The sequence below is a fragment of the Bacillus sp. NS1 genome, assembly GCF_058248265.1.
Genome location: NZ_JBZAZF010000002.1, coordinates 321,803 through 346,911, shown reverse-complemented (window position 1 = coordinate 346,911; position 25,109 = coordinate 321,803). Strand labels below are relative to the sequence as shown.

The following is a 25,109-nucleotide window of genomic DNA, read 5'->3' as shown; positions in this document are numbered from 1 at the left end:
GGATTTCATTGCATCACTATTTTTTACATATGGAGGAGATCATATTGAGCCAATCCAATCAAATTGTCAGCCATTTTTTATCCCATCGAAACGTAACCAATGAACTTGCTGAAAAAATCAGCAAAGACCATTACGGCTACAAACCGGCTGAAACGTCAATGTCAGCGGAAGAGCTGGTCAAACACATTCTTACGTCTTTCCACCTGTTCGCAAATGTCATTAAAGAAGGCAATGCCTCACCATTTCAAAACAAGCAGGAAGAAACAGAAACAGATCTCAATGTTCTGGCAAAAACATATACAGAAAAAACGGCCGCTATCCTTGAACAGCTGACTGAAGAGCAGTTGGACAGAGAAATTGATCTGACTGCAACTTTCGGCAGAAAAATCACAGGCAGCGCCCTGCTTCAGCTTGCAATGGAGCATGAAATTCACCATAAAGGCAACCTGTTCGTTTATGTGCGGGAAATGGGCCACACAGAGCTTCCTTTCTATCAGCAGCGCATGTAACGTAAACGAGAAAAAAGATACCTGTTTAGGGGTATCTTTTTTTATGCCTCCGGCTCACTTCCGGATTTCGTCCAGACACTCATTATAGGGTAAATGAATAAGGATATTGAGCAAACCAAAATTTCAAGCAATTAACGTGCAAACATTCAAAAAATTCAATTGATTAACACGACCTAATCATATATAATCTGATAAAAATAGTCGGGTTTTCAGGGGGCCTTTATCATGAGTGTAAGCATCATATTGATGGGTTTGTTTGTCGGAGCCTTAGTCGGATTGACGGGAGTAGGCGGAGCGGCCTTATTAACTCCTCTTTTAATTGTGCTTGGAATTAATCCTTCCATCGCGGTCGGTACGGATCTTGTATATAACTCGATCACAAAGCTGTTTGGCGTTGCCTCCCATTGGCGGCAGAAAACGATTAACTTTAAATTGGTCAAATACTTAGCCATCGGCAGTATTCCGAGTGCATCGCTTGCCATTGGCATACTGCATTTGTTCCCCGCCTTTCATCAGCATCAGGAAGAAATTATTAAGCACGCTCTTGGCTATGTGTTAACACTTGTTGCCATTTCAATCATCGTTCGTTTGTTTTTGGATCGAAAACTTCGCCCGAACCGCTGGCAGCTGATGCCGCTTGAAAATAAGCGGTCACTGACGATTCTTATTGGTGTTGTGTTTGGATTTATCGTCGGATTAACATCAATTGGTTCCGGGTCCTTATTTGCAATCGCCATGATTTACTTATTTAACATGAAAGCGTCACAGATTGTCGGAACCGATATCGCGCATGCTTTTCTTCTCGTTACGGCAGCAGGTATTTTGAACGCAAGCTTTGGAAGCGTGGATTACATGCTGGCAGCTAATCTGCTGATCGGTTCAATTCCCGGCGTGCTGATTGGAAGCCATCTCTCGCCTCGATTCTCCCCGCGTCCGCTGCAATTTATTATGGCGTCCATCATTTTGGTCAGCGGCTTAAAATTGATTTAATGAAGAAGGCTATCCTCCCGGGGGATAGCCTTCTTCATTATAACGTCACACCCGATTTAAAAATGGCGAGTTCTCTAAAATCATTTTTTTCATGGTTTACAAGCTGACCGCTGGCCACTTCAATCATATAGTGGATAAACTCCCGCAGTACATATTCCTCATGCACATCATCCTCCGCTAAAAGCCCTGCGTTAAAATCAATCCAATGCGGCTTCGCCTCATACAGCTGGGTGTTTGTTGCTACCTTCACCGTCGGGACAAAGGTGCCGAACGGCGTGCCTCTCCCTGTTGTAAAGAGGACAATTTGGCAGCCGGCCGCCGCCAATGCGGAGGAAGCGATCAAATCATTGCCTGGTGCGCTCAAAAGCGTCAGCCCTTTTGTCTTGAGCACTTCGCCGTATTTCAAGACATCCGCGACAGGAGAAATCCCCGCTTTTTGCGTGCAGCCCAGCGATTTATCCTCTAACGTAGAAATGCCTCCTGCTTTATTGCCCGGCGAAGGATTTTCGTACACCGGCTGATCATGTTTTATAAAGTATTGTTTGAAATCATTGATTAAATGGACAATCTTATGAAACACTTCTTCATTGGCAGCCCGCTGCATCAGGATGGTTTCCGCACCGAACATTTCCGGGACTTCCGTCAGCACCGTGCTCCCTCCCTGTGCGATGATATAATCTGAAAAACGGCCAAGCAGTGGGTTTGCCGTTACGCCGGAAAAACCGTCCGAACCCCCGCATTTCAGCCCGATTTTCAGTTCGGACAGCGGAATGTCTTCTCGTCTATCTCCTTTAGCAGCTTCATGAATTTCCTTCAGCAAATTAACGCCTGCCTCCATTTCGTCGGTCACCGACTGGGATTCGAGAAACTTCACCCGATTTAGGTTCACGTCCTGCAGCGCTTTTTTTATTTCTGCCAGCTCGTTGTTTTCACAGCCAAGCCCTAACACCAAGACACCGCCAGCATTTGGATGGCGAATGGCATTCAGTAAGATTTGCTTCGTATTTTCGTGATCGTCGCCAAGCTGGGAACATCCGTATTGGTGTTTTAACACGAGCACATTATCAAATGGAGCGATATTCCCCGTTTCTCTGACAAAACGCTGAAGCATTTTGTCAGCAATCCCATTGACGCAGCCGACAGTTGGCACAATCCACAATTCATTGCGTACACCGGCATCTCCGTTTTCTCTTCTAAATCCTTTAAACGTCCGGTTCTCATTTGAGTACGGATTTTCATCAAATCTCGGTGTATAGCTGTATGTTTGGATGTCAGACAGATTTGTTTTTGTATTATGGACATGAATATGCTCTCCGATCGATATATCTTGTGATGCATGCCCGATTGGAAACCCATATTTGATGATGCTGTCGTTTTCTTTGATAGGCTGAAGCGCAATCTTATGGCCCCTTTTAATATCATCCTGCACTTCAATCGACACGCCGTCCGCATTCAGCCGCTCTCCCTTCTCAATATCCCGCAGAGCAAGAAGAACATTATCTTGTTTATGAATCTTTATAAATGACTTCATCGTACCTCTCCCCTTTGTATGCAGCATTGTTCAAGAGCCCGCTGCATGCCCAGCTCATGAATATGATTCAAATCATCAGCGACTCTCTCAGTCAGCCTCGGTATTTCGTTGAGATCTGTCCCCCACATTCGCTCTTCGCCTAACACCTTTGAGGCAATACGGAGCATGTCTCCATTCTCCTGATGCCACACCTCTTTGAAAAATTGAAGAACATCTGGATCATCCTGCAATTTCTCGTTTCCTTGATAAAAATACAAAAGAGCGCTGAAAGAAAACACTAAACGTTCAGGAAGCTGTCCCTTCTGTTCAGCATATTCCTGGATGGTCGGCAGGTTTCTCGTTTTGAATTTGGAAACGGAGTTCAATGCAATGCTTTCTAGGTAATGCTTAATATACGGGTTTTTGAAACGGTTTAGCACATCGTCAGCATATTGAGAAAGCCCTTCCATTTTTAAAACAGGAAAAATTTCATCATCGATCATCTCTCTCATAAACCGCCCCACTTCCGGATGCTCAACAGCATCACGCACAGTTTTCAAGCCGTATAATAAAGCCACTGGCGTCATTGCCGTATGAGCGCCATTTAAAATTCTCACTTTTTTAGTCCGGTAAGGCGTGAGGTCGCTGACGATTTTAGTATGGAGCCCGGCAGCTGCAAAGGGCAGTTCTTCCCCAATCCAATCCGGCCCCTCGATAACCCATAAATAATACTGCTCTCCTACAACAATCAAATCATCTTGATAGCCCAGATCTGCAGTGATCTCATCAATGCTGTCTACAGGAAAGCCTGGGACAATGCGGTCTACTAAACTATTACAAAATGTATTGGCCTCATGAATCCACTGTGTAAACCCTTCTTCCAACTTCCACAGATCTGCATAATGAAGAATCGTTTCCTTCAGCTTTTCGCCGTTATTCTCGATCAGCTCACATGGGATCAAGACACACCCTTTTGTCTGATCTCCTTTAAAAGCCTGATAGCGAAAGTAAAGAAATGCAGTTAATTTCCCAGGGAATGTTTTTTGCGGCCTATCCTCTAAACGATCTTTTTCATCACATACGATACCGGCCTCAGTGGTGTTGGAAATGATAAACCGTATCTCTTCGCTTAAAGCCAATTCTTTGTAAGCTTCATAATCAGAAAACAAATCAATTCCGCGGCTGATAGAATTGATAATCATATGTTCGTTTACCGCTTTTCCGTCTTTCATTCCCTGTAAAAAAAGCGTGAATAATCCATCTTGCTGATTTAACCTTTTGATTTTTTCTGATCCTCTTGGCTGCACAACTGCGACGCTCCCATTAAAATTAGTGTGCTGATTCAATTGATCAATCTGCCAATCGACAAACCCTCGAAGAAAGTTTCCTTCACCGAATTGGAGAATTTTTTCCGGATACTGAGTATAGTGATCGTACACGTTTTTATTCAGCTTCTGCACCTTCATTGCCTCCCTCTCTCATTTATGCACACGTTAACATTTTTCTGTATAAAGAATGCCCGCTGAAAAACGGGGCATCATGTTGTCAATTGTCTAACTGAATCACGCACCATAAACGCTGTATTTTCCAATATTTTTTCCGCTTTTGTTTCCGGATCGCTGATCAGCGACAATAGTTTTTGCGCGCCAAGCACGCTGATTTTCTCTACTGGACGCTTCACTGTTGAAAGTCTTGGCGTAATGTACTGCGAAAATCCAATATCATCGAATCCGATCACAGACATATCATCAGGGACGCGCAGGCCCTTTGCGAATATCGCATTCATCGCTCCAATTGCCATATCATCATTCGAACAAAAGACAGCAGTTGGCGGATTCGGCAGTGCCAGCAGCCGCTCCATCGCTTGAAAGCCGCTTTCCATATCGTATTGCCCTTTGACACTGTATTCATGTTTGATCGGAATATGATGATGAATCAGTGCGGCTAGGTAGCCTTCCTTTCGCTGCTGGGAGGATTTAAAGCCTTCGATTCCCTCGATGATGGCGATGTCTTGATGTCCGTTCTTAATGAAGTATTCTACAGCCTCCTGAGAGCCTTCCTTGTCATTGGACAAAATATTCGTGATGCTGCGGTCATCAATATCTCGATTCAGCACGACAAGCGGGATGTTTTTTTCGCGAATATGATAAATAAAAGAATTATCAATGTCACTTTGGCTCATTAAAATGATGCCGTCGTATCTCATCGGCGTAACGGAGTCATAGTTTTTTAGATCATCAATACCCCGCACATAGAGGTTGTAATCCTCACTTATAGCTTGATTTACGCCTTTGATTGTGTCAGCAAAGAAGCTGTGTGAGGTTCCGTTTGTGATGCTAGTAAAGAAAAGACCGATTGTATGTGACTTTTGCATCGCAAGGCTTTTCGCATTAACATTTGGTGTATAGTTGAGCTGTGCTGCGAGCTCCAGTATTTTTTTCTTCGTATGTTCTTTGATGTAAGGGCTGTTGTTGAGTGCTCTGGAAACGGTTGTGTGGGATACATTTGCGAGTTTTGCGATATCTTTTATGGTTACCATCTAATTCCCTTCCTTATCAAACCGGCTGCGATTATTTACTGTATATTGTATCATCAAACATACCGCCTCTCCCACTATATTTCCAGATTAATAAGACACCGGATTCTCCGCTTCTGTTCCTGCTGGTTTGCCAATGATCGGACGGACAAAACGAATAACAGCAAGTGAAGCGAAGACAGCTAACCCTCCGGCGAGCAAAAATGCTCCAGAAAACGTGCCCGTTCGATCAACAATAAAGCCGGTTAGAGCCGGGCCGATAATTCCGGCCGTGTTGGCGAGGAAATGCATGAAGCCGCCTACAGAGCCGACATTGTTTTGATCAACTACATCTTGAATGACAGCCCAATAGATAGCGCCGGTCAAATAGAGAAAGAACACTGATAAAGCGACAAGTGTGACAGCGCTCACGGTAGTTGCCACAAGCCCGGCAAAACCAATCAGGACCGCCGATGAAAACAAACATGAAACAAGCACAACCTTGCGCGAGAACAGCACACCTTTTCGGGCTGTTTTTTTGTATACATAATCAGAAACAAATCCCCCCGCTGCAAGGCCGATAAAGCCTAAAATCCACGGAATGACCGTGATGACACTCATCGATCCCACACTTAATCCCCGCTCTTCAACAAGGTAGCTTGGAAACCATGTCAAAAAGAAGAAGAGGATGTAGTTGTAAGCGAAAAAAGCAAACGCTGTGAACAGGACTGTTTTTTGCTTCAGATAAAAGGTGAGCGGAATTTTTTCCCCAGGAGATGTTTCTGCTTTGATTGCCGGTGCATCCCCCATCGCCGCTGGCGGCTTCTCTTTGACAAACTTGAACCACAGTACTGCCCAAATCAATCCAATAATCATAATGAGAACGAAGGATACCTTCCAGCTGAACGCGACTGCAATCATGCCGACAATCGGGCCGGAAATAGCTCCACCGAGCGGCGTTCCGCTGTTGGTCACACCGACAACGGATGCCCGCTGGGTCGGCGGGAACCAGTTATTGACCATTTTGTTGATGGTCGCAGACAGCGGGCCTTCTCCCATCCCGAAGAGGATGCGTATAATCAGCAGGCTGACAAAACCAAAGGCGAGGGCGACTGCTCCGCTGAATAGCGACCAAACGACCATGGCGACAAACAAGGTCAACTTCGCCCCATAGCGGTCAGATGCCACGCCCCCAAGAAAATTAAAAATGGCATACCCAATCGAAAAACTGCTGAAAATCAAGCCCATTTGCGTGGCAGATAATGTGAGATCATCCTGAATAAAAGGAGCTGCAATGGAAAGCGCCGAGCGATCCAGGTAATTAATCACCCCTGCCAGGAACAAAAAAAGGATAACGGGAAGCTTATCTTTTGAGAACATCTCAACCTCACCCCTATGTTGGTTCAGTTTCTGTTGCGCTGCTTTCGTTACACGCCTGAATAAGCCATAAATCCTCCATCGACAGGAACGGTGATCCCGGTGACAAAACCGGAGTAGGATTCATCCGCCAACCAAAGAAGCGTACCGAGCAGGTCCTCCGGTTTTCCAAAGCGCTTCATCGGTGTTCCCGCAATAATTTTGTTAGAACGTCCGGTTAAGGTTCCGTCTGGGTTAATCAGCAGATCATGATTTTGTTTTGTCAGAAAAAAGCCTGGGGCAATCGCATTGACACGCAGTCCGGTTTCCGCAAAATGAACGGCCATCCACATCGTAAAATTATTGATTGATGCTTTGGCGGCACTGTATGCCGGGACCTTCGTCATGGGTGAATAAGCACTCATGGAAGAAAGGTTGATAATCGCAGATGCATCAGCCTTCAGCAGCTCTTTCCCAAACACTTGAGAGGCCAGAAACGCACCGGTAAAGTTGGTAGAGAATACAGTTGAAAAGCCCCTTTCATCCATATCAAAAAAGGATTGGCCTTCTCCCGCTTCTTCATATGTCTCCACATCGGTTATGGCGTCAGGGTGATTGCCGCCAGCCCCGTTAATTAATAGATCGACAGAACCGAACCAGCCGAGGATGTCCTCCTTTGCCTGCACCAGTGACTCCCTGTCCAGCACATTCGCAGAAACAGAGCATGCTGTTCCCCCAGCCGCCATAATCTCTTTCACGACCGCTTGGCCTTTTTCAGCCGTCCGATTCAATATCGCCACCTTCATGCCATGTCTGGCAAGCTCCCGTGCCATCGCTGAACAGAGCACGCCGCTGCCGCCAGTTATGACTGCCGTTTTACCAGCGAGGTTCTCATGGAGCGGGATCATACTTCCACCTCTTTTTTTGCCATTGCTTCGTATGCATCCCACAGTCCGTTCAAGTACATGATGCCAAGGGCACGATCGTATAGGCCATAGCCCGGGCGGCATTTCTCGCCCCATAGATGTCGCCCGTGATCCGGTCTTACATAACCTTCGTAATCCTGCTTATGCAGTTCTTCCACCACTCCCTGAATGTTGATCGAACCGTCTTTCGTCAGATGAGATGTTTCAATAAAATCGCCATTCTCATAAATTTTCACATTGCGAATATGTGAAAATGGAGCGATGCCGGCATACGCTTTAGCGATTTCCACCATATCGTTAGCGGGATTGGCTCCCATTGAACCTGTACACAAGGTGATACAATTAGACGGTGAATCTGAAATCGCCCTTAGTCTCTTATAACTTGCCTCCCCTGTGATAATGCGAGGCAGTCCGAAGATCGGCCATGGCGGGTCATCCGGATGAATAGCCATTTGAACACCATGATTTTCTGCAACCGGAAGAATTTCCTCTAAAAAGAATGATAAATTGTTCCATAGCTGTTCTTCATCAATCGTTCTGTAGGCTGCAAACAGCTCTTTGATCCGAGCTAACTTTTCGGGCTCCCACCCCGGGAGTGTCATGTCAGATGCTTGCTCCACCGTGCGAATCAGCTCTTGGGGCTCAAGGCTCTCCACCTTGGCCTTTTCAAAAAACAGAGCGGTTGACCCATCTTCAAGCGGACGGAACATGTCCGTGCGTGTCCAATCAAAAACCGGCATAAAATTATAGCAGATCACTTTCACGCCAAATTCGGCAAGATTGCGGATCGTTTGTTTGTAGTTTTCAATATACCGGCTGCGTTCTTCGTTTCCGAGTTTAATCGCTTCATGAACATTCACGCTTTCTACAACTTCCGCATGAAACCCATAGGATTGAATATATTCGGTCTCGGCTCTGATTTCTTCTTTTTCCCACACGTCGCCGACTGTTTTTTGATGGAGAGCCCAGACGATGCCTTTGACTCCGGGAATTTGCCTCACGTGTTCAAGTGTGACTGTATCGTTGCCTCGGCCATACCATCGGAATGTTATATTCATGTGTACACCTCCGGATTCACTCGATTAATCAAACGTGATGACGGCTTTTCGCACCTGATCTGGATGCTCCTTGATAAACTGAAATGCGTGATGGACGTCATCTACTGAAAATGTATGGGTCACCAGCCCGTTATGCGCTAACCGCCCTCTATTCAAAAGCTCAACCACTTTTGGAAACTGATTGGTCTGCAATCTCGATCCGGTTATCGTGACTTCTTTTTTTGTAATCGGCAGTTGAGAAATTTGTGCCGCATTTTCGTCAAATCCAAGGACAACCACATGTCCCGCTGGAGAAACGGCCTCAACTGAAAGCTCAAAAGTCGCCGGCAAACAAACAGCATCAATGACCACATTGGCTCCTTCATTCCGAGTCCATTCATGGACCCTTTCGGCAACAATTTCTGCTTGGGCATTCACGACAGCGTCGGCGCCATTTTCTTTCGCAAATGCCAGCCGCTCGTTGTTCAAGTCAGTCATCATGACGGCAGAGCCCGCCAGCTTTGCCATTTTTAGCACACAGATCCCGATGGGTCCCGCTCCCTGGATCAGAACGGTATCTCCTTTTTCCACCTGACCTCTCCACACTGCCTGTGCGCCTATCGTGTAAGGCTCGGCCATGACTGCCTCCTCCCAAGGCAAGTCCTTTGAGACCGCGTGAAGCTGCCTTTCCGGAAGCACAATATATTCCCTCATGCCGCCGTCCTCATGTACGCCAAACACAGAAAGCTTGGCGCAAACATTCTGGCGCCCTTTGCGGCAGGCGTAACACGTTCCGCAATAAGAAATCGGCTCAATCACAACGTGGTCACCGGCTTTTAGGCTCTGCACATTCGCACCAACTTCCTCCACTTGTCCCGTTACCTCGTGTCCGATGACTCTCGGGAGGGTGGCGAGCGGATTCGTGCCATGATAAATATGCATGTCAGAACCGCAAATCCCGACTCGCTTGACTTTTACGAGCACTTCATCATCCTTTGAAAGAACCGGCTTCTTCATCTCCGCTGTCACCAGATCATACGCTTTTCGCACTTGAACCGCTTTCATTTTTCTCACCTGCTTTTTAAGAATTCATACACGCTCCGAGCGATTGATATTCCGTGTATCTTATTTCTTTCTTCATGCAGCTGCTCAATCTCGCCGGGCACATACACTCTTTCGACTCCAACTGCCGGCGGTGAATGCTGCAGTTCATTGAGCATGGCATCCATCTGCTCTAAAAACGTATCCCGGTCCGTAAAAAAGGACGGATTGATTGCGCAAACGTAATGTCCCAGCTTTCTTTTTTGATCAAGGCCGCTGTACATTTTGGCGATATGAGGGCCAAAAGCCGCGCCCGCCAGCAATCCGGAAAACACATCCACCATAATAGATAGTCCATAGCCTTTCGGTCCGCCGAATGTTGATAGGGAGACGACCTTGTAAGGATCGGTTGCTGCTTCCCCGTTTTCGTCGACTCCCCATCCCTCAGGAATGTCTTTGCCCTCTTCACGGGCCTGCAGAATCTTCCCAAAGGCCACTTTGGATGTCGCCATATCTAAGATAAACGGTTTTTTATGCTTAGCCGGGACACCGTAAGCAATCGGATTTGTCCCTAAAAAAGGGAACCTCCCCCCAAATGGAACAACAACACTGTCCGTATGCGTCATTGCCATTCCGATCAGGTTTTCGTCAGCCGCTTTTTGCACAAAATAGCTTAGCGCTCCGCAATGGCTGCTGTTTACAGCCGTCACCATGCCGACTCCGTTTTTCTTCGCCATGTCAATTGCACGGTCCATCGCCAAATCACAAATCACATGGCCAAAACCATCGTCCCCGTCAAGCACTCCGGTCACAGGCCCCGTTTGTTTACAAACAGGATGTGCTTCGGGATTGATCCCTCCCGCTCTTAGCCTGTTCACATAATGTTCTGTTCGCAGCACACCATGCGAATGTACACTGCGTAAATCAGCGTGCACGAGGACATCTGCTACTTTTTCAGCGTCTCGTTCATTCAAACGAGCACCGGTCAGCTTGATCCGAACAAGTTCCTTTGCTTCTTCAGCCGGTATCGTTACCGTTTTCAATCAAGTGCCTCCTTCCTTTTTCAGTTTTTGGGCACCCCTTAGTGAAAACCCTTACAAATACATCATATTTACAAATTATTTTAAATATTCTTTATATTACGTTGTCAGCTTTTTTGATGAAGATCCTGAACGATCTGTGCATGCTGCTGGTCTGTGAGTTTATAAAGAAAGCCGATAATGATCATCGCTAATGCCAAAGCAATGGCTGGATACAAAAGCAGAAGCGCCTTGATACCGATCAGTGCCTGTGCTGTCTGGACTGCATTCGGCACATAGCCGATAAGCCCCAAACCGATGCCCGAGAGAAAACCGGACAATGACTGAGCAAGCTTTCTGGAGAAATTAAAAAGTGAATAGGTTGTTGCTTCTTTCCGTTCACCGGATTTCCATTCGCCATAGTCAATAATATCGGAGACAAGAGCCCACGTGATGCCATTTGGAATACTGATTCCGATAAAAGCGATGCTGGCCAGAATCGTAAACACGTAAACATTTGATGGCAGCATAAAGTTGATCAGATCCGCGGCTACACTGATGCCGAAGCCGATCATTGCCGTTCGTTTCTTTCCAAAAATCTTGACGAGCTTTGGCAGGAATACGACGCCTAAAAAGGAAGAACCGATAATAATAAAGTTCATATAAGCCATTAATTCAACATTGCCTAGATTATATTGTGCGAAATAGATTAGCATGGCGGATTTAATGTTGTATGCGGAAATTGAAAAAATCGTCATCAGGACAAGGGTTAACAGCGGTTTATTCGTAATAAATGTTTTGACGACAGATGAGAGTGTTAATTTTTCTTTTGGCGCTTCCGATATGACAATGCGCTCTTTGCAGTTGCGGTAGCAAATATAAAACCAAACCACACCGAGTGCGGCGAACAAGCCCATGACCACCGGGTAGCCGACCTTCGGATTATCAAACTTAACGAGCAGCGGCATTACGGCCACACTTGTGATAAACAAGGCACCAAGTGATCCGATTTGGCGGAAAGTCGAAATGGAGGTCCGATCCTCAGAATTTTGAGTCATCGCTGCCCCTAATGAGCCATACGGTATATTCACAAATGAATAGCCGATGCCCCAAATCATGTAGGATGCATATGCATAAATCAGTTTTCCGGTCGTTGATACATTGGGAGACAGAAAAATAAGAACAGTAAGTACCGCAAGCACGATGCTGCCGATTAATAGATAAGGCCTAAATTTCCCCCGTTTGCCGATATTTTTGCGATAATCAATAGATGAGCCGACAATCGGATCTGTTATTGCCGCAAACAGCTTGCTGACTAAAAAAATGCCGCCGGCCATCGCAGCCGGGATTCCCGCTACATCAGTAAAATACTTCAATAAATAAATCTGTCCGAGATCAAACATAAAACCGTTGCCAAAATCACCAAAACCATAGGAAATTTTCTCTTTTAATGAAAGCCTTTTATCTGTTTCGATCGACACAACCTTATTTGCCAGTTCAGTTCGCATCTTCCACCTCTGTGTCTTAAGAATTTTCGGGTAGTGGTCCGCTCAGGGTGACGCATGATCGCGATGCTGAGCGGACAATTGGTTATACGTTTGCTTTCTCTTCTTGAAATTGAAAGTAGTGTTTCGCATTGTCATAGCAAATTCCCTGAACAATGCTTCCCAGAAGCTCCATGTCACGCGGCACTTCGCCGTTTTCCACCCATTCCCCGATCAAATTGCAGACGATCCGCCTGAAATATTCATGGCGCGTATAGGAAAGAAAGCTTCTGGAGTCTGTGAGCATACCGATAAAGCGGCTGAAAAGCCCGACGTTTGACAACGCTTTCATTTGATCAAGCATCCCGTCTTTTGTATCGTTAAACCACCAAGCTGTGCCGAATTGTATTTTTCCCGGGGTAACACCGTCCTGAAAACTGTTGATCATGCTGGCGATGACATAGTTATCGTTTGGATTAAGTGAATATAAAATCGTTTTCGGAAGCTTGTTCTTCATCTCAACTGAGTTCAGCAGCTTGTATAAAGGCTTGGCAATTTCTTCATCATTCATAGAATCATAGCCTGTATCAGGTCCGAGCCTCTTCATCATTTTTGTATTCGTGTTTCTTAAAGCGTTGATATGAAACTGCATTGCCCAATCGAGCTCCGCATACAAACCGCAAAGAAACTGAAGTGTATACGTCTTAAATTTCTTCTCATCTTCATAAGAAACCTCTGTTCCTTGTAATCTGTCAGAAAAAATCCGTCCCGCTTCCTCTTTTGTCGTTTCGGCAAATACCATCGAATCTATCGCGTGGTCAGACACTCTGCCGCCGGCTGAGTGGAAGAATCGCACGCGTTTTTCCAGTGCCTTTAGAAACTCATCGTAACTTGTAATCGATATGACTGCGGCATTTTCAAGCGCCTGCACCCAATCAGGAAAGCTTTCATGATTGATCTCAAGTCCCTTATCCGGCCGAAATCCGGGCAGCACGCTGACAGGAAAATCTTTGTCTTCTTTTAATAATAGATGGTATTCAAGAGAATCAACAGGATCATCAGTTGTGCAAACGACTTTTACATTTGATTTCACGATTAAATCCCTTGCCCCGAAGCCTTCTCCTTGGAGCAGTTCATTCGTCCGTTTCCATATAGCCGGCGCGGATTGCTCATTTAAAATCTCATAGATTCCAAAAAAACGCTGCAGTTCTAAGTGAGTCCAATTGTAGAGCGGATTGCCGATCGCCATCGGCACGGTTTTCGCCCAAGCCATAAATTTCTCCTCATCAGGTGCATCGCCGGTAATGTATGACTCATCAATCCCATTGGCTCTCATGATGCGCCATTTGTAATGGTCTCCATACAGCCAGGCTTCCGTGATGTTTTGAAATGTCTTATTTTCATAGATTTCTTTCGGGCTTAAGTGACAGTGGTAATCAATAATCGGCATGTCTTTCGCATAATTGTGATAGAGGCTGACAGCGGTTTCATTTTTCAGCAAAAAATTTTCGCCCATAAAGGGTTCCATGTCCTCACCGTCTTTCATTCTATTTCAAAATGTTAACGTTAACATTTTGATTTATTTTTATTTTACCTTTATATTCCTCTGTGATCAATCTCTTTTTTGAAAATGAAATGTTAACGTTAGCAAACAAATGAAAAAAAGACATTGCCGGAAAGCATCCCGAAAGAAACGCTTTTGGCAATGTCCGTGTCCACAAAAAGGATTAGTAAGCTAGGCTGAAAAGTCCTTTAATGTGTGTTAAGTAGCGTACGTTACTTGCTTCTTTCATCAAGGAAGCAGGAAGACCTTTAAGCGGTGTAGAATTAGCACCAATGATCGCAACCGCGTCTTTGCGTCCAAGGCTTGCAAGTGTACCAGAGTTTACTGGCTTGAATGTTTCAAGTGTTTTTCCTTCTAAGTAAGCGAATAGGTTGTAACCGATCAGCTCACCCATTTGCCATGCGATTTGTGCTGTTGGCGGGTATGGGCGGCCGTCTGGAGCGAAGTAAACTGCGCTGTCTCCGGCAACGAATACATCTTCATGAGATGTAGATTGCAGGAAGTCATTTACTGTCGCGCGTCCGCGGTTCACTTCAAGACCTGATTCACCGACTAATGGATTACCTTGTACGCCGCCAGTCCAAACAAATGTATTGGCAACAACTTTAGATCCGTCTTTCAGATCAATCACGTTTCCTTCTACATTTGTAACAGGAAGACCTGTTAAGAACTCAACACCGCGTTTTTCAAGGCTTGCAGTCGCACGTTCGATCAGATCATCCGGAAGAACAGGAAGGATTTTCGGACCTGCTTCGACAAGTTTCAATTTAATTTCTTTATGGTCTACGCCGTATTTTTTCGCAAGGTTCGGCATGATGTCAGCAAGCTCACCGACAAGCTCAACGCCTGTTAAGCCGCCTCCGCCGATAAGGATTGTTGCATCAGCTTCGTTTTTCGTTTGAGAGTACTCGCGCACACGATCTTCAACATGTTGGAAGACTTTGTTCGCATCGGCAGCAGATTTCAATACCATGCTGTTTTCTTGAAGACCTGGAATGCCGAAGTAAGCTGTTACAGAACCAAGACCTACAACAAGCGCATCATAAGTTAATGTAGAACCGTCAGCAAGCGCAACTTCTTTTTTATCAACTGAGAAAGAGCTTACTTCCGCGATTTTAAGATCAATGTCTTTGCCTTTGAAAAGTTTTTCTAATGGCATTGCAACCGCTTTTTCAGACACGTTGCCTGCTGCAAGGCGGTGTAATTCCGTAATGATTTGGTGAGTTGGGTATTTGTTTACCACTGTCACGCGTGCTTGTTCTTTAGTGTAATGTTTGCGAACTGTTAGAGCAGAAAGAACTCCGCCATAACCAGCGCCTAGAATGACAATATGTTTTGACATCGTATATCCTCCGTCCTTTATATCAATTTGAATCTGAGATTATTTTTGGTTTTCGCGTTCGTTCATGACTTCAAGGTAGCTGTTAGCAAAACGGAACAGCTTTTGAGCTTGAGGATCTTTCAGCATGCGCAACAGGCCGAAAAGACCAATCGTTTCGTTGCTTGCATCCGCACGGTCTTTCGCTTCGATTGCAGTCGCAGCTACTTCTTTCGCTGTTTCTTTTACAGGTTCAAGAATTTCAGTGATCGCACCGACAGTGTCGCTTTTTAACACTTCGTCAGTTGCTACAGATTGGGCGAAGTCATAAGACTTCGTTAAAATATTCACTAACTCAGTCAGCTTCGGAAGCTGGTCAACTAAAACGGTCAGTGATTCTTGAACTTCTGGCTTTAACAGCTGATCAATAAGATCTTGCTGGCTTTGGCTGACAGACGCATTTGTTTGATCGATTGTTTCTGGCATATCCAATTCTCCTTTACTATAAGCAGTTTGCAGATTTTTTTGGAAAGGGTAGTGCCTCTCCCTGGTCTCATGCTTGAAGGCATAAGAATAAGGATTGTGAATTCATGCACAATCATTTACAAAAATAAATGTTTACTACCCAGTTTTTCATCTTGCCATATTCAGTATTATTTTTATCTCAAAAATAAACAATTGAATAAGTCAAAAATCCTTTACTCTCTCTGAAAATAGCAAACACAAAAAACTCCAATTCGATTACCTTCTATATGATAACACTTTTTGAACAAAATTTGAACGTGAATTGCTTCGATTATGAAATTAATTTATATGGCGCCCGTGTCATAACATTTTTGCGGCACTAGTTATTGACAATCCGACAAATTTCTCCCCTTCCCTTTACCCATATTTCCAAAAGAGGAGCTCTTTTTCCTGTGATCGGGTCATTCGCCGGCAATGATACCTGCTTGATCCGTTTCATGGCTTCCTCCCGTTCTTTCGGCTCTCCGGTCTTCATATCAAACTGAACGCCTCCCGGATAAGCGCCAATGACAGTAAAATCGGCGCTTGCGCTTAGCTTTTTATGGCCGACTCCGGCTGGAATCACGACTGCATCGCCTGTTTTGAAAGGAATAGCAGCCCCTTTTTCTCCCCCAAACTGAATCACAGCCTCTCCCTGAACTGCAATCAGGACTTCATGCGTATTGCTGTGATAATGATGGTATGGAAAAACACTCCCCGACCAGCTGTTTGACCAGCCATGCCGATTGACGATCCGCTCTGCCTGACCGGTCTCCCTGATCGCGTTTTGATACACAACGAGCGGAAAATCAGGGTGATTGGGAATCCTGCCGTCATCCTGAAAGAAGAACGTCTGTGTCTTTGCTTCCAACAATCTCACCTCCATTTTTTGTCTTCCACACATACCGGTTCGCAAAACATGCTTATTTTCTCACGACTCCATTGATCTGTGCGATATCGAATAGTATAGTATAAAAAAATAATGCCAGAATGAGGGATATCATGAAAGCAATCGTTATCGGAATATTGGCTTCACTCTTTTTCGCCGTTACCTTTATTTTAAACAGAGCGATGGAATTATCCGGAGGCAGCTGGCTTTGGAGCTCTTCGCTGCGCTTTATTTATATGGTTCCGTTTTTATGTTTGATAGTCATTATGAGAGGGACATTCGCACCTCTCTTACAAGAAATGAGGAAAAAGCCGTTTTTTTGGATCAAATGGAGTTTTGTCGGCTTCGTGCTTTTTTACGCGCCGATCACATTTGCAGCTGCATACGGTCCAGGTTGGCTTGTAGCCGGGACCTGGCAAATCACAATTGTAGCCGGTGTTCTGTTATCTCCATTTTTCTATGTCAAAAAAGACATGCCGGGCGGGCCGCAGCTCGTTCGGCAAAAGATTCCTCTTGTTTCACTTGGCACTTCCGTGATCATCCTGACCGGAGCTGCACTGATACAGCTTCAGCATGCAGAATCGCTTTCTGGGAAGATGCTGCTTTTCAGTGTCCTGCCGGTTGTCATTGCGGCTTTTGCCTATCCACTAGGAAACCGGAGAATGCTCGAAGAATATGGCGGCCGGCTAGATACATTTCAGCGTGTGCTGGGAATGACCCTGGCAAGCCTTCCGTTCTGGCTTATAGCAGCAGCTTACGGCTGGTGGTCAGACGGGCTTCCGACAGCGGGACAAACCGTTCAATCCTTTATCGTGGCCGTCAGCTCAGGCGTCATTGCGACTGTTTTATTTTTCTGGGCCACTGATATGGTAAGAGACAATCCGCAAAAACTTGCAGCTGTTGAAGCAACTCAAGCAGGTGAAGTGATTTTCGCGCTGCTTGGTGAAATTGTTCTGCTGTCAGGCGTTTTCCCATCCCTTTTATCATTTGCCGGATTATTCATTATTATAGCGGGGATGGTATTACATACCTTTGCATCACAGCCGAGAAAACCGAAAAAGAAAACAAAGTCAAATATGACCGCGTAGCATCTGCCGGAGAACGGGTGAAAGCCTGTTCTCCTTTATTTTTGCTACCAAAAGACATCTGTTTCACGTTATATTTAAATATAGTGTAAGCCTACTTTACTGAAAGGTGATTATTATAATGGAAGCAAACGATCAAACACAAAACATACCAGCCATCTCCTTCAGATCAGTCAGAAAAAGCTATGAACAAGACGGACAAACCTATAATGTATTGCAGGATGTCACCGGAGACATTCAACAGGGCGCAATCGCAGCCGTTTTAGGTCCTTCCGGTTCAGGCAAAAGCACCCTCCTGTCCATGTGCAATTTAATGAGAACGCCTGACAGCGGCGAAGTAAAAATAAACGGAAAGGAAGTCAGAGAATGGAATGTCAATGAGCTGAGGCGAACGGCGGCCCTTGCGTTTCAATCGGCCCCCGTCCTCGACGGGACAGTTCGTGACAATCTAAGTCTGGTCCAAAGGCTGCATCAATCCCAGCTGTACTCCCCTGAAGAGCTCGCTTCCCTTATAGGGCTGCCGCCAGAGCTGTTAGACAGAAGCGCCAAGGATTTATCGGGCGGTCAGCGTCAAAGACTGTCACTAGCCAGAACGCTCGCAAATCCTTCCTCTATTCTATTATTGGACGAAATCACGTCTGCCTTGGACCCTGTTTCTGCTCTTGAGGTTGAAGAGCTGATCACACGTCTGCATCAAGAGAAAAAACTGACGGTCATGTGGGTGACTCATAATATGGAGCAGGCAAAACGAGTAGCCGATATCATTTGGTTTATGGCGGATGGCCGGCTGCTGGAAAATGCAGAAACAGAAACATTTTTCTCCGATCCGCAGCATGAAGCAGCCAAGGAATTTTTGAAGGGAGGCTCTCGGTAATGGATTACCTTTCCCTCTCTTTAACGATGATCTTTGTTTTGATCGCCTTGTTTTTATCAAAATCATTTAAAGCCGGCGTAGAAAAAGACATGGTCATTGCCACCATCCGGGCCGCGGTACAGCTGCTTGTCATCGGTTATGTACTGTCGCTGATTTTCCGCGGAGACCATCCTGTTTTTATCCTTCTGATGGTGTTGTTAATGCTGGCAGTGGCGGCGCAAAATGTCATCAAACGGAAGAAAAATACCATCGGTTCGTTTTGGAGGGTGTTCGCCGCGTTAGCGATTGTAGAAATAGTGACGCAGGGAATTCTGCTGTCTCTACATATCATCCCGCTTACGGCCCGATATGTCATTCCGATCAGCGGAATGGTCATCGGGAATTCGATGGTGCTCTCGAGTCTGTTTTTAAACCGGCTGAGCTCTGAAGTCGAAGTTCGCAAAGAAGAAATACAATTAATATTGTCTCTTGGAGGCACACCGAAGCAATCCATACAGCGTATTCTTACTTCTGCGATGAAAATGAGCATGATCCCGACGCTGGAAAGCCAGAAAACACTGGGGCTTGTTCAGCTTCCCGGCATGATGACTGGACAGATTTTAGCGGGCGCGGACCCGATTCAGGCGGTTCGCTTTCAGCTCTTAATCGTATTTACAACAATGGCATCAGCGGCACTGACATGTGTGATCTTAAGTGTGCTGACATACCCGTCATTATTCACCGCGCATCAGCAGTTGAAGCAGAATGGATGACAGACAAAAGCCGCTTTCCAAGGGAAAAGCGGCTTTTTGTACTGGTTATTCCTTTTCTTCATAATACTTAGACAACTCAACAATCATCGCGCCCATCCGCTCAATCTCCGGCGCTAGCAGTCTCGTGATGCCTTCTTCCCGCAATGCTTCAGCAGTCACTTTTCCGACAGCCGCAGCGATGGCGCGCTCTTCGAATACAGTCTTCACTTCATTGATATAGCCGCGCCCCTTAGCAAAATCAAACAGGGAACGAACCTGAATTGCCGTTGTAAAACAAACGGCGTCGATCTCACCATTCATCAGCTCCCGGCATAACCGCTCCACCGTTTCCTCCTCTGGCGGGATGTGCTGATAAGGCAGAATCGGCAGGACAGTTGCGCCCTTTTCTTCAAGAAATGCGATGAGGGCCGGTGCTTTTTCTCCATGAAGCTGCACCATGACTGTTTTTCCTGAAAAATCGTGAGCTTCCAAGGAACGGATTAACCCACTTGTTGTCCCGTCTTCATCCGAAGCTTCCGGTGTGATCCCTAGCTTTTTCAGTGCAGCCAGCGTTTTGTATCCCCGGCATGCCGCTTTCGCCTGGCGAATCGCCTGCAGAAACTCGTCTTTCAGACCGATTTTCTCTGCCATATCGACAAGAGTCTCCGTGCCGATGCCTGTCGTGAAAATAACCCAGTCAGCTTTTCTCTCCGCAAACGTCCGCAAATCCGGCTCCACCTGCTTCTCTGCTAAGTAAACTGTTCCTTGGAGAGGCCGGATGACAGGGGTTCCGCCCTGTTTTTCAATGATCGTGCTGATTTCTTCTGTTTTTCGGGAGCCCCCGATCGCCACGCGTTTTCCATATAACCCTTTTCCCATACCCGTTTCCTCTCCTCTTTGCATAGGCTTTTTATGTATACAAGCTTAATAAAGCTATTGTGGCGCAAACCAAGGGAGAAATCAAGATAAACCCATGCCTCTAAAATCCATTGAATACGCCGGAAGCTTGCTGTAATATAAACAGCAGACACGTTTGCTAACGGAGGATCGATCATGGAAACAAAAAAAGAAGAATATGAAACAAAAGGCTACGATACATCGATCGTTTACGAATTTAACGAATATCCGGACGTCCGCAGCGGGCGCTGTGACAATTGTGATTACACACTGTTCAAAAGCTCTGTAAAAGGCGGAAAATTTCTTAGAGAATGCCGAAGATGCGGGATGAAAAAGAACATTTAAACAAAAAAACCGAAATCGTATGTTTGATTTCGGTTTTTATATTTTACTGCGGGATAGCTGATTTTTTCATAAACGCTTCAATCTCAGCTGCCGCACGCTCCGCTCCGCCTGCTTCTTTTACATCTTTTTGCATATCCTTGACGCGGCTGAGCACCTCTCGATCGCCGGATACGGCCTGCACCGCTTCCTGCAGCTTGGAAACAGTCACTTCTTCTTTCGGCAAATAAACACCGAGGCCTAAATCATCGACACGCTTTGCGGTGAGCTCCTGCTCATACATTTGCGGAATGACGACAAGCGGCACACCGGCATTCATCGCCTCCATCGTACTGTTCATCCCGCCATGAGAAATAAACAAATCGGCTTTCGCCAACACCTCAAGCTGCGGCACGCTTTGGCGAATGATAAAGTTAGCAGGGATATCATCCAATCCTTCAGGATCAATCGATTTCCCGACCGACATGATCACTTGCCATGAAGAACCCCGAAATGCCTCCATGCACATCTTGTAAAATTCCGGCCATGCGTTAAACGCCGTTCCCAATGAAATCAGCATAAGCGGGCGATCACCCCTGTCAATTAACAGGCTTTCTTGTTCTGTCCGTTTTCCCAGGGAAGGGCCGACAAAACAGAAACGGTCATCGAACGTCTCATGCTGAATCTGAAAGGACTTCGGCATAAAAACAATATTTAGTGGTTCCGGCACAGCTAATTGTTCAAATGAAACAGCCGGCAATTGCTCTTGCTCCAAGTAGGCTTTAAATTCAGCCTCGGCTTCTTTTATCTTTTTCAGCATTTCTTCATTTCCGAGCTGAAAGGATTCATTTTGGGCATATGATGAACAAAGCTTGATGACAGGCACATTAAGCTTGTCAGCAAACAATTTTCCAGCCAGCGCGACAAAATCATAGATGATCAGATCAGGCTGATCATCCTTATATAACTCCTCAAGCTGCGGCAGAATGCTCAGTGATTCTTTCAAAAGACTGAGCGTCGCGTCATTCTTTTCCATCATCTCCCTGATTTGCTTAGGGTCAATATTTAAGGATGTATGATAGATAAATGCTTCTCCACCGGCTTGCTGAACAGCGGGCGCAAATTCCTCAGTCGTCGCATACGTGACACGATGCCCTTTTTCACAAAGCTTCTCCACTAAAGCAAGCGTAGGATTGACATGCCCGTACGCCGGGATATTGATAATCGAAATATGGTGCTTTTTCATGAATCTCCAGTCTCCTTATCTATTAAATTTTCACACGGAAGCTCTTTAATCCGTATATCACGCTGTTTTCAATCGGAGTGATACTGACGCATTCCATATGAGAAAAAGCAGAAATCAATGACGTTAACGCGATCTTTGCTTCAAGACGGGCAAGCGGTGCCCCAAGACAAAAATGGATGCCGTGGCCAAATGCAATATGCGGATTGGGATGGCGGTGAATATCAAACAGGTGCGCCCTGTCAAACTTCGCTTCATCACGATTTGCAGATGCCACAAAAGCCAAAACCATATCACCTTCTTTAATGAGGTGCCCCCCGATCTCCGTATCCCGCTTGGCAATTCGCCTCAAAACCGGAGCAGGCGCCCTGAAGCGAAGGGTTTCCTCGACTGCCTGAGGCATCAGTTCAGGTTGATTCCGCAGTTTCTCATAAACATCCGGTGTTTCTAATATGCTGTACATCGCATTTGAAATCAGGTTTGTTGTGGTTTCATTCCCGGCTACCAGAAGCAGCGTACAAAACGGAATCAGCTCTTCTCCGGACAACTTCTGTCCTGTTTCTTCCGCTTCAACTAAAATTGAAATGATGTCCTGTGCCGGCTTGTTCCGCTTTTCTTCAATGATGTTGGCAAAAAACGCGGCCAGTTCTTTCTCGCATTTGTTTCGTTCTTCCAAAAAAGCTTTTTCAGCTTCTTCACTTTTATCTTTCGGGGTGCTGACCAGAAGATCAGACCATGTTTTAAACTGATCCATATGCTCTGAAGGCACTCCGAGCAGCTCAGATATTACGATAACCGGAAGCGGATATGAAAAATCGTGAACAAGGTCAAACTCGCTTCGCCCCTGAAATTTTTGAATCAGTTCATTTGTGATCTCCTGAATTCTCGGTTCCCATTGTTTCATTACACGCGGCGTGAAGGCTTTATTCACTACAGAGCGGATTTGCGTATGCCTCGGCGGGTCCATGTTAATGATCGAATTTCCAATAACGCTTGACTGCTGCGGCATATAACTGGAAAACAGCTCTTTATCCCCAATGACTTTTTTGACATCATCATAAAGAAAAACGCTCCACACTTGGTTTTCTTCATCAAAGGAAACTGGCGCATCCTTTCTCATCGTTTCGTACCATGGAAACGGATGATAAGCATCCTGTTTGTTTTTTCCATTGAGCAGTGCTCGCTGCAAGGCTTGTCGGCGGTTTAACACATTCACGTATTGTCACTCCCCTTGAAAGAATTCAGAAATTGAGCTCTTCTTCACCTCCCGCTTTCGAAAAAGAGAGGGACAATCAAGTATAGACAGATTGATAACAGCAGGCAGGCGATCACGATGTCCGATGCAGGCATCATATATTCCCTCTCGAATTTCGTTCATCTTACCATAATCTTTCAATTTTTTTCTATTCAGCACTCCCGCTTTGGCTCACAACGTGACCTTAGGCATAAGCATCCAAATTCAATATGCATTCAATTGCACCGCTCCGATCAGAAAACACCCTTTTTTCCAACCAATTGCACTAACTCCGAAAATGACTTTCCCATTATATAAAGCACGCTGATTCTATGATTAAATAGAAGGTAAAAGGTGAAGGAGAGAACAACATGGCAGCACAGACTAATTTCAGAAAACAAGTTGTCGGCATCCTACTTTCACTTGCATTTGTATTATTTGTGTTCTCTTTTTCTGAGAGACATGAGAAACCGCTTGTTGAAGGAAAAAATCAGGAAAACTGGCATACTGTCGTCGACAAAGCTTCTGTCGAGATTTATGGCAGCCGACTAGTTGAAGAAAACAAATTAAAGAAAAAACTCGGCCATAAACAAGCCGATTCTATTTTGACCCTTCTAAAACTCGCCAACGAAAAACATATTGCGCTATAAAAAAGAAAGAGCCTTCCGGGCTCTTTCTTTGTTTAGTCAAATATCGTGTTCTTTTCTGGATGGCGCGTCAAATCAAATAGCATGCTGAGCTGTGAAGGTGTGTTTCGTTTTGGAGAAAGCGGCGGGAGCCGGTCTTCCGGAAAAAAAGCGGCACGGTTCGTCTCAATTCCTGTTTCCCCCTGCCCGCCTGTAATGCTGCATTCAATGAATATCTTATAGTAATGATACGGCTGAGGCGGATGAGGGTGCTTATGGCTATCTAGCACGGCCAGCAATCGGGACGGTTCAGTATCGTAACCCGACTCTTCTTTGATTTCTTTGATCACGTTTTCAGCCGGTGATAAACCAATCTCGCAAAACCCGCCAGGCAGCGACCACAGCTCATCATGCTTCTCCCGGACAAGCAAAATCTGATTCTCTCGAAACACTGCTCCGCGAACATCCGCTTTCGGTGTCGGATAGCCTTTCTCGCCCTTCCATAAATCAGTGATGACTTCAATGTCCTTCTCCGAGTAATCCGCCATCATCTCTACGCTAAGCTTCATCAGCTCTTCGTACCGTTCTCTGTCATATACATCCTTGGAAAAAGCGAGCCCAGCCTGTGCGATCGCCCGCATTCGCTGTGCCCGTTCCAGCCAATTGTTTTGCATAATGGATCACCTCACTACCATTTTATACTACTATAAAAAAAGCATGCTCCGATCTTCCGGTGACATGCTCAAAAAATACCTTAATTCAATTTTACGAAATATGTAATATCCTCTGTTTCAAAGTTTAAAAATGATGGATTATATGACAAATTAAGGTCTTTTTCTCCTTTTGGAATCACAAAACTGACTGTGCCTGTTACCTTTTTACCTGAGGCTAACTTCCCTGATTTAAGGCTTGTTTCCAGGTCAGCATTAGATACTATGTTTGCTCTGATCGATTGATCTTTGCTGTCTTTCAATTCAAAACCGCCACTCGTATAATTGAAAGATTTGTCGCTTATGTTTTCGATCGTTACCTCAACTATTAAAAATTCTTCATTTTTATTTATTGTTTTTTCTTTGTCGCCAATTTTCGTCTTATACTCACCTTGCTCTGCCGTCGTATATACTTTATTGACCGAGAAATTTGTGCTGGAAGCTTTAAAAGTTTCGCCTACCTTATGCACCTTTTCATCCGTTTTGGCTTCGTTTTTTTCTTCTGTTTTCTTTTTCGTTGCTGATGCTTCTTTCTTTTCTGTCTTTTGCTCAGCTGACGCATCACTTGACTGGCTGCACGCAGAAAGCGCAAATCCAATCGTTAGCACAAACAAAATGAATAATGCTTTTTTCATTGTTGTTCCTCCATCTAAAGTAATCGTTTTCTATTATAAGCACGCTTTTCCTTTTCTTAACAGGGAACAAAGTAACAAATTACTCTATCAG

General features: G+C 45.3%; 25 protein-coding genes. 7 read left to right on the top strand and 18 right to left on the bottom strand.

Translation table 11 applies throughout. The features are described from left to right. Positions 1–44: 44 nt before the first annotated feature. Together AC4CV5_RS07250 and AC4CV5_RS07245 are read left to right on the top strand one after the other, a co-directional pair. Positions 45–509: a DinB family protein gene (locus AC4CV5_RS07250; protein WP_166853559.1), complete on the top strand. Its 465-nt coding sequence runs from the start codon at positions 45–47 to the stop codon at positions 507–509. A gap of 225 nt (positions 510–734) precedes the next feature. Next, entirely contained in the window at positions 735–1,499 is a 765-nt protein-coding gene (locus AC4CV5_RS07245) for a sulfite exporter TauE/SafE family protein (protein ID WP_166853560.1), read from the top strand. A gap of 37 nt (positions 1,500–1,536) precedes the next feature. Here the strand turns inward: AC4CV5_RS07245 and AC4CV5_RS07240 are convergent, their stop codons facing one another. The 13 genes from AC4CV5_RS07240 to AC4CV5_RS07180 all read right to left on the bottom strand — a co-directional run bounded on the left by AC4CV5_RS07240 (position 1,537) and on the right by AC4CV5_RS07180 (position 16,644). Next, positions 1,537–3,030 (bottom strand): UxaA family hydrolase, encoded by a 1,494-nt coding sequence (locus AC4CV5_RS07240; protein ID WP_490922345.1) that lies wholly within the window; start codon positions 3,028–3,030, stop codon positions 1,537–1,539. Next, positions 3,027–4,469: a tagaturonate reductase gene (locus tag AC4CV5_RS07235; protein WP_490922344.1), complete on the bottom strand. Its 1,443-nt coding sequence runs from the start codon at positions 4,467–4,469 to the stop codon at positions 3,027–3,029. The genes AC4CV5_RS07240 and AC4CV5_RS07235 overlap by 4 nt, the downstream gene beginning before the upstream one ends. Positions 4,470–4,546: 77 nt before the next feature. Continuing rightward, positions 4,547–5,548, bottom strand: coding sequence for a LacI family DNA-binding transcriptional regulator (locus AC4CV5_RS07230; protein ID WP_166853563.1), 1,002 nt, complete (start codon positions 5,546–5,548; stop codon positions 4,547–4,549). Positions 5,549–5,635: 87 nt separating this feature from the next. Continuing rightward, a complete protein-coding gene (locus AC4CV5_RS07225; protein WP_326220749.1) occupies positions 5,636–6,904 on the bottom strand; it encodes an MFS transporter in 1,269 nt (422 codons plus the stop codon). 47 nt (positions 6,905–6,951) lie between these two features. Then, positions 6,952–7,788 (bottom strand): SDR family oxidoreductase, encoded by an 837-nt coding sequence (locus AC4CV5_RS07220; protein ID WP_490922343.1) that lies wholly within the window; start codon positions 7,786–7,788, stop codon positions 6,952–6,954. Continuing rightward, complete coding sequence (gene uxuA, locus AC4CV5_RS07215; protein WP_166853566.1) at positions 7,785–8,864, bottom strand: mannonate dehydratase; 1,080 nt, start codon at positions 8,862–8,864, stop codon at positions 7,785–7,787. The genes AC4CV5_RS07220 and uxuA overlap by 4 nt, the downstream gene beginning before the upstream one ends. Before the next feature lie 24 nt (positions 8,865–8,888). Beyond that, positions 8,889–9,908, bottom strand: coding sequence for a zinc-binding alcohol dehydrogenase family protein (locus AC4CV5_RS07210; protein ID WP_490922341.1), 1,020 nt, complete (start codon positions 9,906–9,908; stop codon positions 8,889–8,891). Positions 9,909–9,913: 5 nt separating this feature from the next. Continuing rightward, a complete protein-coding gene (gene allD, locus AC4CV5_RS07205) occupies positions 9,914–10,927 on the bottom strand; it encodes an ureidoglycolate dehydrogenase (protein ID WP_490922339.1) in 1,014 nt (337 codons plus the stop codon). 104 nt (positions 10,928–11,031) lie between these two features. Beyond that, a complete protein-coding gene (locus tag AC4CV5_RS07200) occupies positions 11,032–12,411 on the bottom strand; it encodes an MFS transporter (protein ID WP_373924210.1) in 1,380 nt (459 codons plus the stop codon). An 82-nt stretch (positions 12,412–12,493) separates the two neighbouring features. After that, entirely contained in the window at positions 12,494–13,915 is a 1,422-nt protein-coding gene (gene uxaC / locus AC4CV5_RS07195) for a glucuronate isomerase (protein ID WP_490922337.1), read from the bottom strand. Positions 13,916–14,114: 199 nt separating this feature from the next. After that, on the bottom strand, positions 14,115–15,293 hold the full coding sequence (locus tag AC4CV5_RS07190) for an NAD(P)/FAD-dependent oxidoreductase (protein WP_166853571.1): 1,179 nt from the start codon (positions 15,291–15,293) through the stop codon (positions 14,115–14,117). Between the two features lie 39 nt (positions 15,294–15,332). Next, positions 15,333–15,755, bottom strand: coding sequence for a DUF1641 domain-containing protein (locus AC4CV5_RS07185; protein ID WP_003239166.1), 423 nt, complete (start codon positions 15,753–15,755; stop codon positions 15,333–15,335). A gap of 358 nt (positions 15,756–16,113) precedes the next feature. Further along, positions 16,114–16,644 (bottom strand): cupin domain-containing protein, encoded by a 531-nt coding sequence (locus tag AC4CV5_RS07180; RefSeq protein ID WP_490922335.1) that lies wholly within the window; start codon positions 16,642–16,644, stop codon positions 16,114–16,116. A gap of 131 nt (positions 16,645–16,775) precedes the next feature. Between AC4CV5_RS07180 and AC4CV5_RS07175 the strand changes: the two genes are divergently transcribed. From AC4CV5_RS07175 to AC4CV5_RS07165, 3 genes are all read left to right on the top strand, one after another. Then, positions 16,776–17,750, top strand: coding sequence for a DMT family transporter (locus tag AC4CV5_RS07175; protein ID WP_490922334.1), 975 nt, complete (start codon positions 16,776–16,778; stop codon positions 17,748–17,750). A 118-nt stretch (positions 17,751–17,868) separates the two neighbouring features. Further along, positions 17,869–18,621: an ABC transporter ATP-binding protein gene (locus AC4CV5_RS07170; RefSeq protein ID WP_326220755.1), complete on the top strand. Its 753-nt coding sequence runs from the start codon at positions 17,869–17,871 to the stop codon at positions 18,619–18,621. Continuing rightward, a complete protein-coding gene (locus AC4CV5_RS07165) occupies positions 18,621–19,373 on the top strand; it encodes an ABC transporter permease (protein ID WP_166853575.1) in 753 nt (250 codons plus the stop codon). The genes AC4CV5_RS07170 and AC4CV5_RS07165 overlap by 1 nt, the downstream gene beginning before the upstream one ends. Before the next feature lie 45 nt (positions 19,374–19,418). Here the strand turns inward: AC4CV5_RS07165 and AC4CV5_RS07160 are convergent, their stop codons facing one another. Beyond that, a complete protein-coding gene (locus AC4CV5_RS07160) occupies positions 19,419–20,231 on the bottom strand; it encodes a uroporphyrinogen-III synthase (protein ID WP_166853576.1) in 813 nt (270 codons plus the stop codon). A 174-nt stretch (positions 20,232–20,405) separates the two neighbouring features. Between AC4CV5_RS07160 and AC4CV5_RS07155 the strand changes: the two genes are divergently transcribed. Next, positions 20,406–20,594, top strand: coding sequence for a DUF8096 family protein (locus AC4CV5_RS07155; protein ID WP_014113438.1), 189 nt, complete (start codon positions 20,406–20,408; stop codon positions 20,592–20,594). Positions 20,595–20,637: 43 nt separating this feature from the next. Here the strand turns inward: AC4CV5_RS07155 and AC4CV5_RS07150 are convergent, their stop codons facing one another. Together AC4CV5_RS07150 and yjiB are read right to left on the bottom strand one after the other, a co-directional pair. After that, positions 20,638–21,816 (bottom strand): glycosyltransferase, encoded by a 1,179-nt coding sequence (locus AC4CV5_RS07150; RefSeq protein WP_166853577.1) that lies wholly within the window; start codon positions 21,814–21,816, stop codon positions 20,638–20,640. A 22-nt stretch (positions 21,817–21,838) separates the two neighbouring features. Next, positions 21,839–23,029, bottom strand: a complete 1,191-nt coding sequence (gene yjiB / locus AC4CV5_RS07145) for a monooxygenase YjiB (protein WP_166853578.1) — start codon at positions 23,027–23,029, stop codon at positions 21,839–21,841. Between the two features lie 389 nt (positions 23,030–23,418). Here yjiB and AC4CV5_RS07140 point away from each other — a divergent pair, with 389 nt between their 5' ends. Continuing rightward, the gene (locus AC4CV5_RS07140; RefSeq protein ID WP_222142629.1) at positions 23,419–23,697 is read left to right on the top strand and encodes a hypothetical protein; all 279 of its coding nucleotides are present in this window, start codon (positions 23,419–23,421) and stop codon (positions 23,695–23,697) included. A 32-nt stretch (positions 23,698–23,729) separates the two neighbouring features. On the opposite strand, the gene AC4CV5_RS07135 is transcribed toward AC4CV5_RS07140, so the two are convergent. Both AC4CV5_RS07135 and AC4CV5_RS07130 read right to left on the bottom strand, forming a co-directional pair. Then, the gene (locus AC4CV5_RS07135) at positions 23,730–24,347 is read right to left on the bottom strand and encodes an NUDIX hydrolase (RefSeq protein WP_490922329.1); all 618 of its coding nucleotides are present in this window, start codon (positions 24,345–24,347) and stop codon (positions 23,730–23,732) included. An 80-nt stretch (positions 24,348–24,427) separates the two neighbouring features. Next, positions 24,428–25,018: a DUF4352 domain-containing protein gene (locus AC4CV5_RS07130; protein WP_490922328.1), complete on the bottom strand. Its 591-nt coding sequence runs from the start codon at positions 25,016–25,018 to the stop codon at positions 24,428–24,430. Between the last annotated feature and the right edge of the window lie 91 nt (positions 25,019–25,109).

Bases quoted from the DNA above. Each gene is read 5' to 3' on its own strand.
- AC4CV5_RS07135 (WP_490922329.1), bottom strand. From the start codon at position 24,347: ATGCAAAACAATTGGCTGGAACGGGCACAGCGAATGCGGGCGATCGCA.
- AC4CV5_RS07165 (WP_166853575.1), top strand. From the start codon at position 18,621: ATGGATTACCTTTCCCTCTCTTTAACGATGATCTTTGTTTTGATCGCC.
- AC4CV5_RS07130 (WP_490922328.1), bottom strand. From the start codon at position 25,018: ATGAAAAAAGCATTATTCATTTTGTTTGTGCTAACGATTGGATTTGCG.
- AC4CV5_RS07225 (WP_326220749.1), bottom strand. From the start codon at position 6,904: ATGTTCTCAAAAGATAAGCTTCCCGTTATCCTTTTTTTGTTCCTGGCA.
- uxaC (WP_490922337.1), bottom strand. From the start codon at position 13,915: ATGGAACCCTTTATGGGCGAAAATTTTTTGCTGAAAAATGAAACCGCT.
- AC4CV5_RS07220 (WP_490922343.1), bottom strand. From the start codon at position 7,788: ATGATCCCGCTCCATGAGAACCTCGCTGGTAAAACGGCAGTCATAACT.
- uxuA (WP_166853566.1), bottom strand. From the start codon at position 8,864: ATGAATATAACATTCCGATGGTATGGCCGAGGCAACGATACAGTCACA.
- AC4CV5_RS07155 (WP_014113438.1), top strand. From the start codon at position 20,406: ATGGAAACAAAAAAAGAAGAATATGAAACAAAAGGCTACGATACATCG.
- AC4CV5_RS07210 (WP_490922341.1), bottom strand. From the start codon at position 9,908: ATGAAAGCGGTTCAAGTGCGAAAAGCGTATGATCTGGTGACAGCGGAG.
- AC4CV5_RS07240 (WP_490922345.1), bottom strand. From the start codon at position 3,030: ATGAAGTCATTTATAAAGATTCATAAACAAGATAATGTTCTTCTTGCT.
- AC4CV5_RS07245 (WP_166853560.1), top strand. From the start codon at position 735: ATGAGTGTAAGCATCATATTGATGGGTTTGTTTGTCGGAGCCTTAGTC.
- AC4CV5_RS07200 (WP_373924210.1), bottom strand. From the start codon at position 12,411: ATGCGAACTGAACTGGCAAATAAGGTTGTGTCGATCGAAACAGATAAA.
- AC4CV5_RS07190 (WP_166853571.1), bottom strand. From the start codon at position 15,293: ATGTCAAAACATATTGTCATTCTAGGCGCTGGTTATGGCGGAGTTCTT.
- AC4CV5_RS07230 (WP_166853563.1), bottom strand. From the start codon at position 5,548: ATGGTAACCATAAAAGATATCGCAAAACTCGCAAATGTATCCCACACA.
- AC4CV5_RS07185 (WP_003239166.1), bottom strand. From the start codon at position 15,755: ATGCCAGAAACAATCGATCAAACAAATGCGTCTGTCAGCCAAAGCCAG.
- AC4CV5_RS07170 (WP_326220755.1), top strand. From the start codon at position 17,869: ATGGAAGCAAACGATCAAACACAAAACATACCAGCCATCTCCTTCAGA.
- AC4CV5_RS07150 (WP_166853577.1), bottom strand. From the start codon at position 21,816: ATGAAAAAGCACCATATTTCGATTATCAATATCCCGGCGTACGGGCAT.
- AC4CV5_RS07140 (WP_222142629.1), top strand. From the start codon at position 23,419: ATGGCAGCACAGACTAATTTCAGAAAACAAGTTGTCGGCATCCTACTT.
- AC4CV5_RS07160 (WP_166853576.1), bottom strand. From the start codon at position 20,231: ATGGGAAAAGGGTTATATGGAAAACGCGTGGCGATCGGGGGCTCCCGA.
- AC4CV5_RS07175 (WP_490922334.1), top strand. From the start codon at position 16,776: ATGAAAGCAATCGTTATCGGAATATTGGCTTCACTCTTTTTCGCCGTT.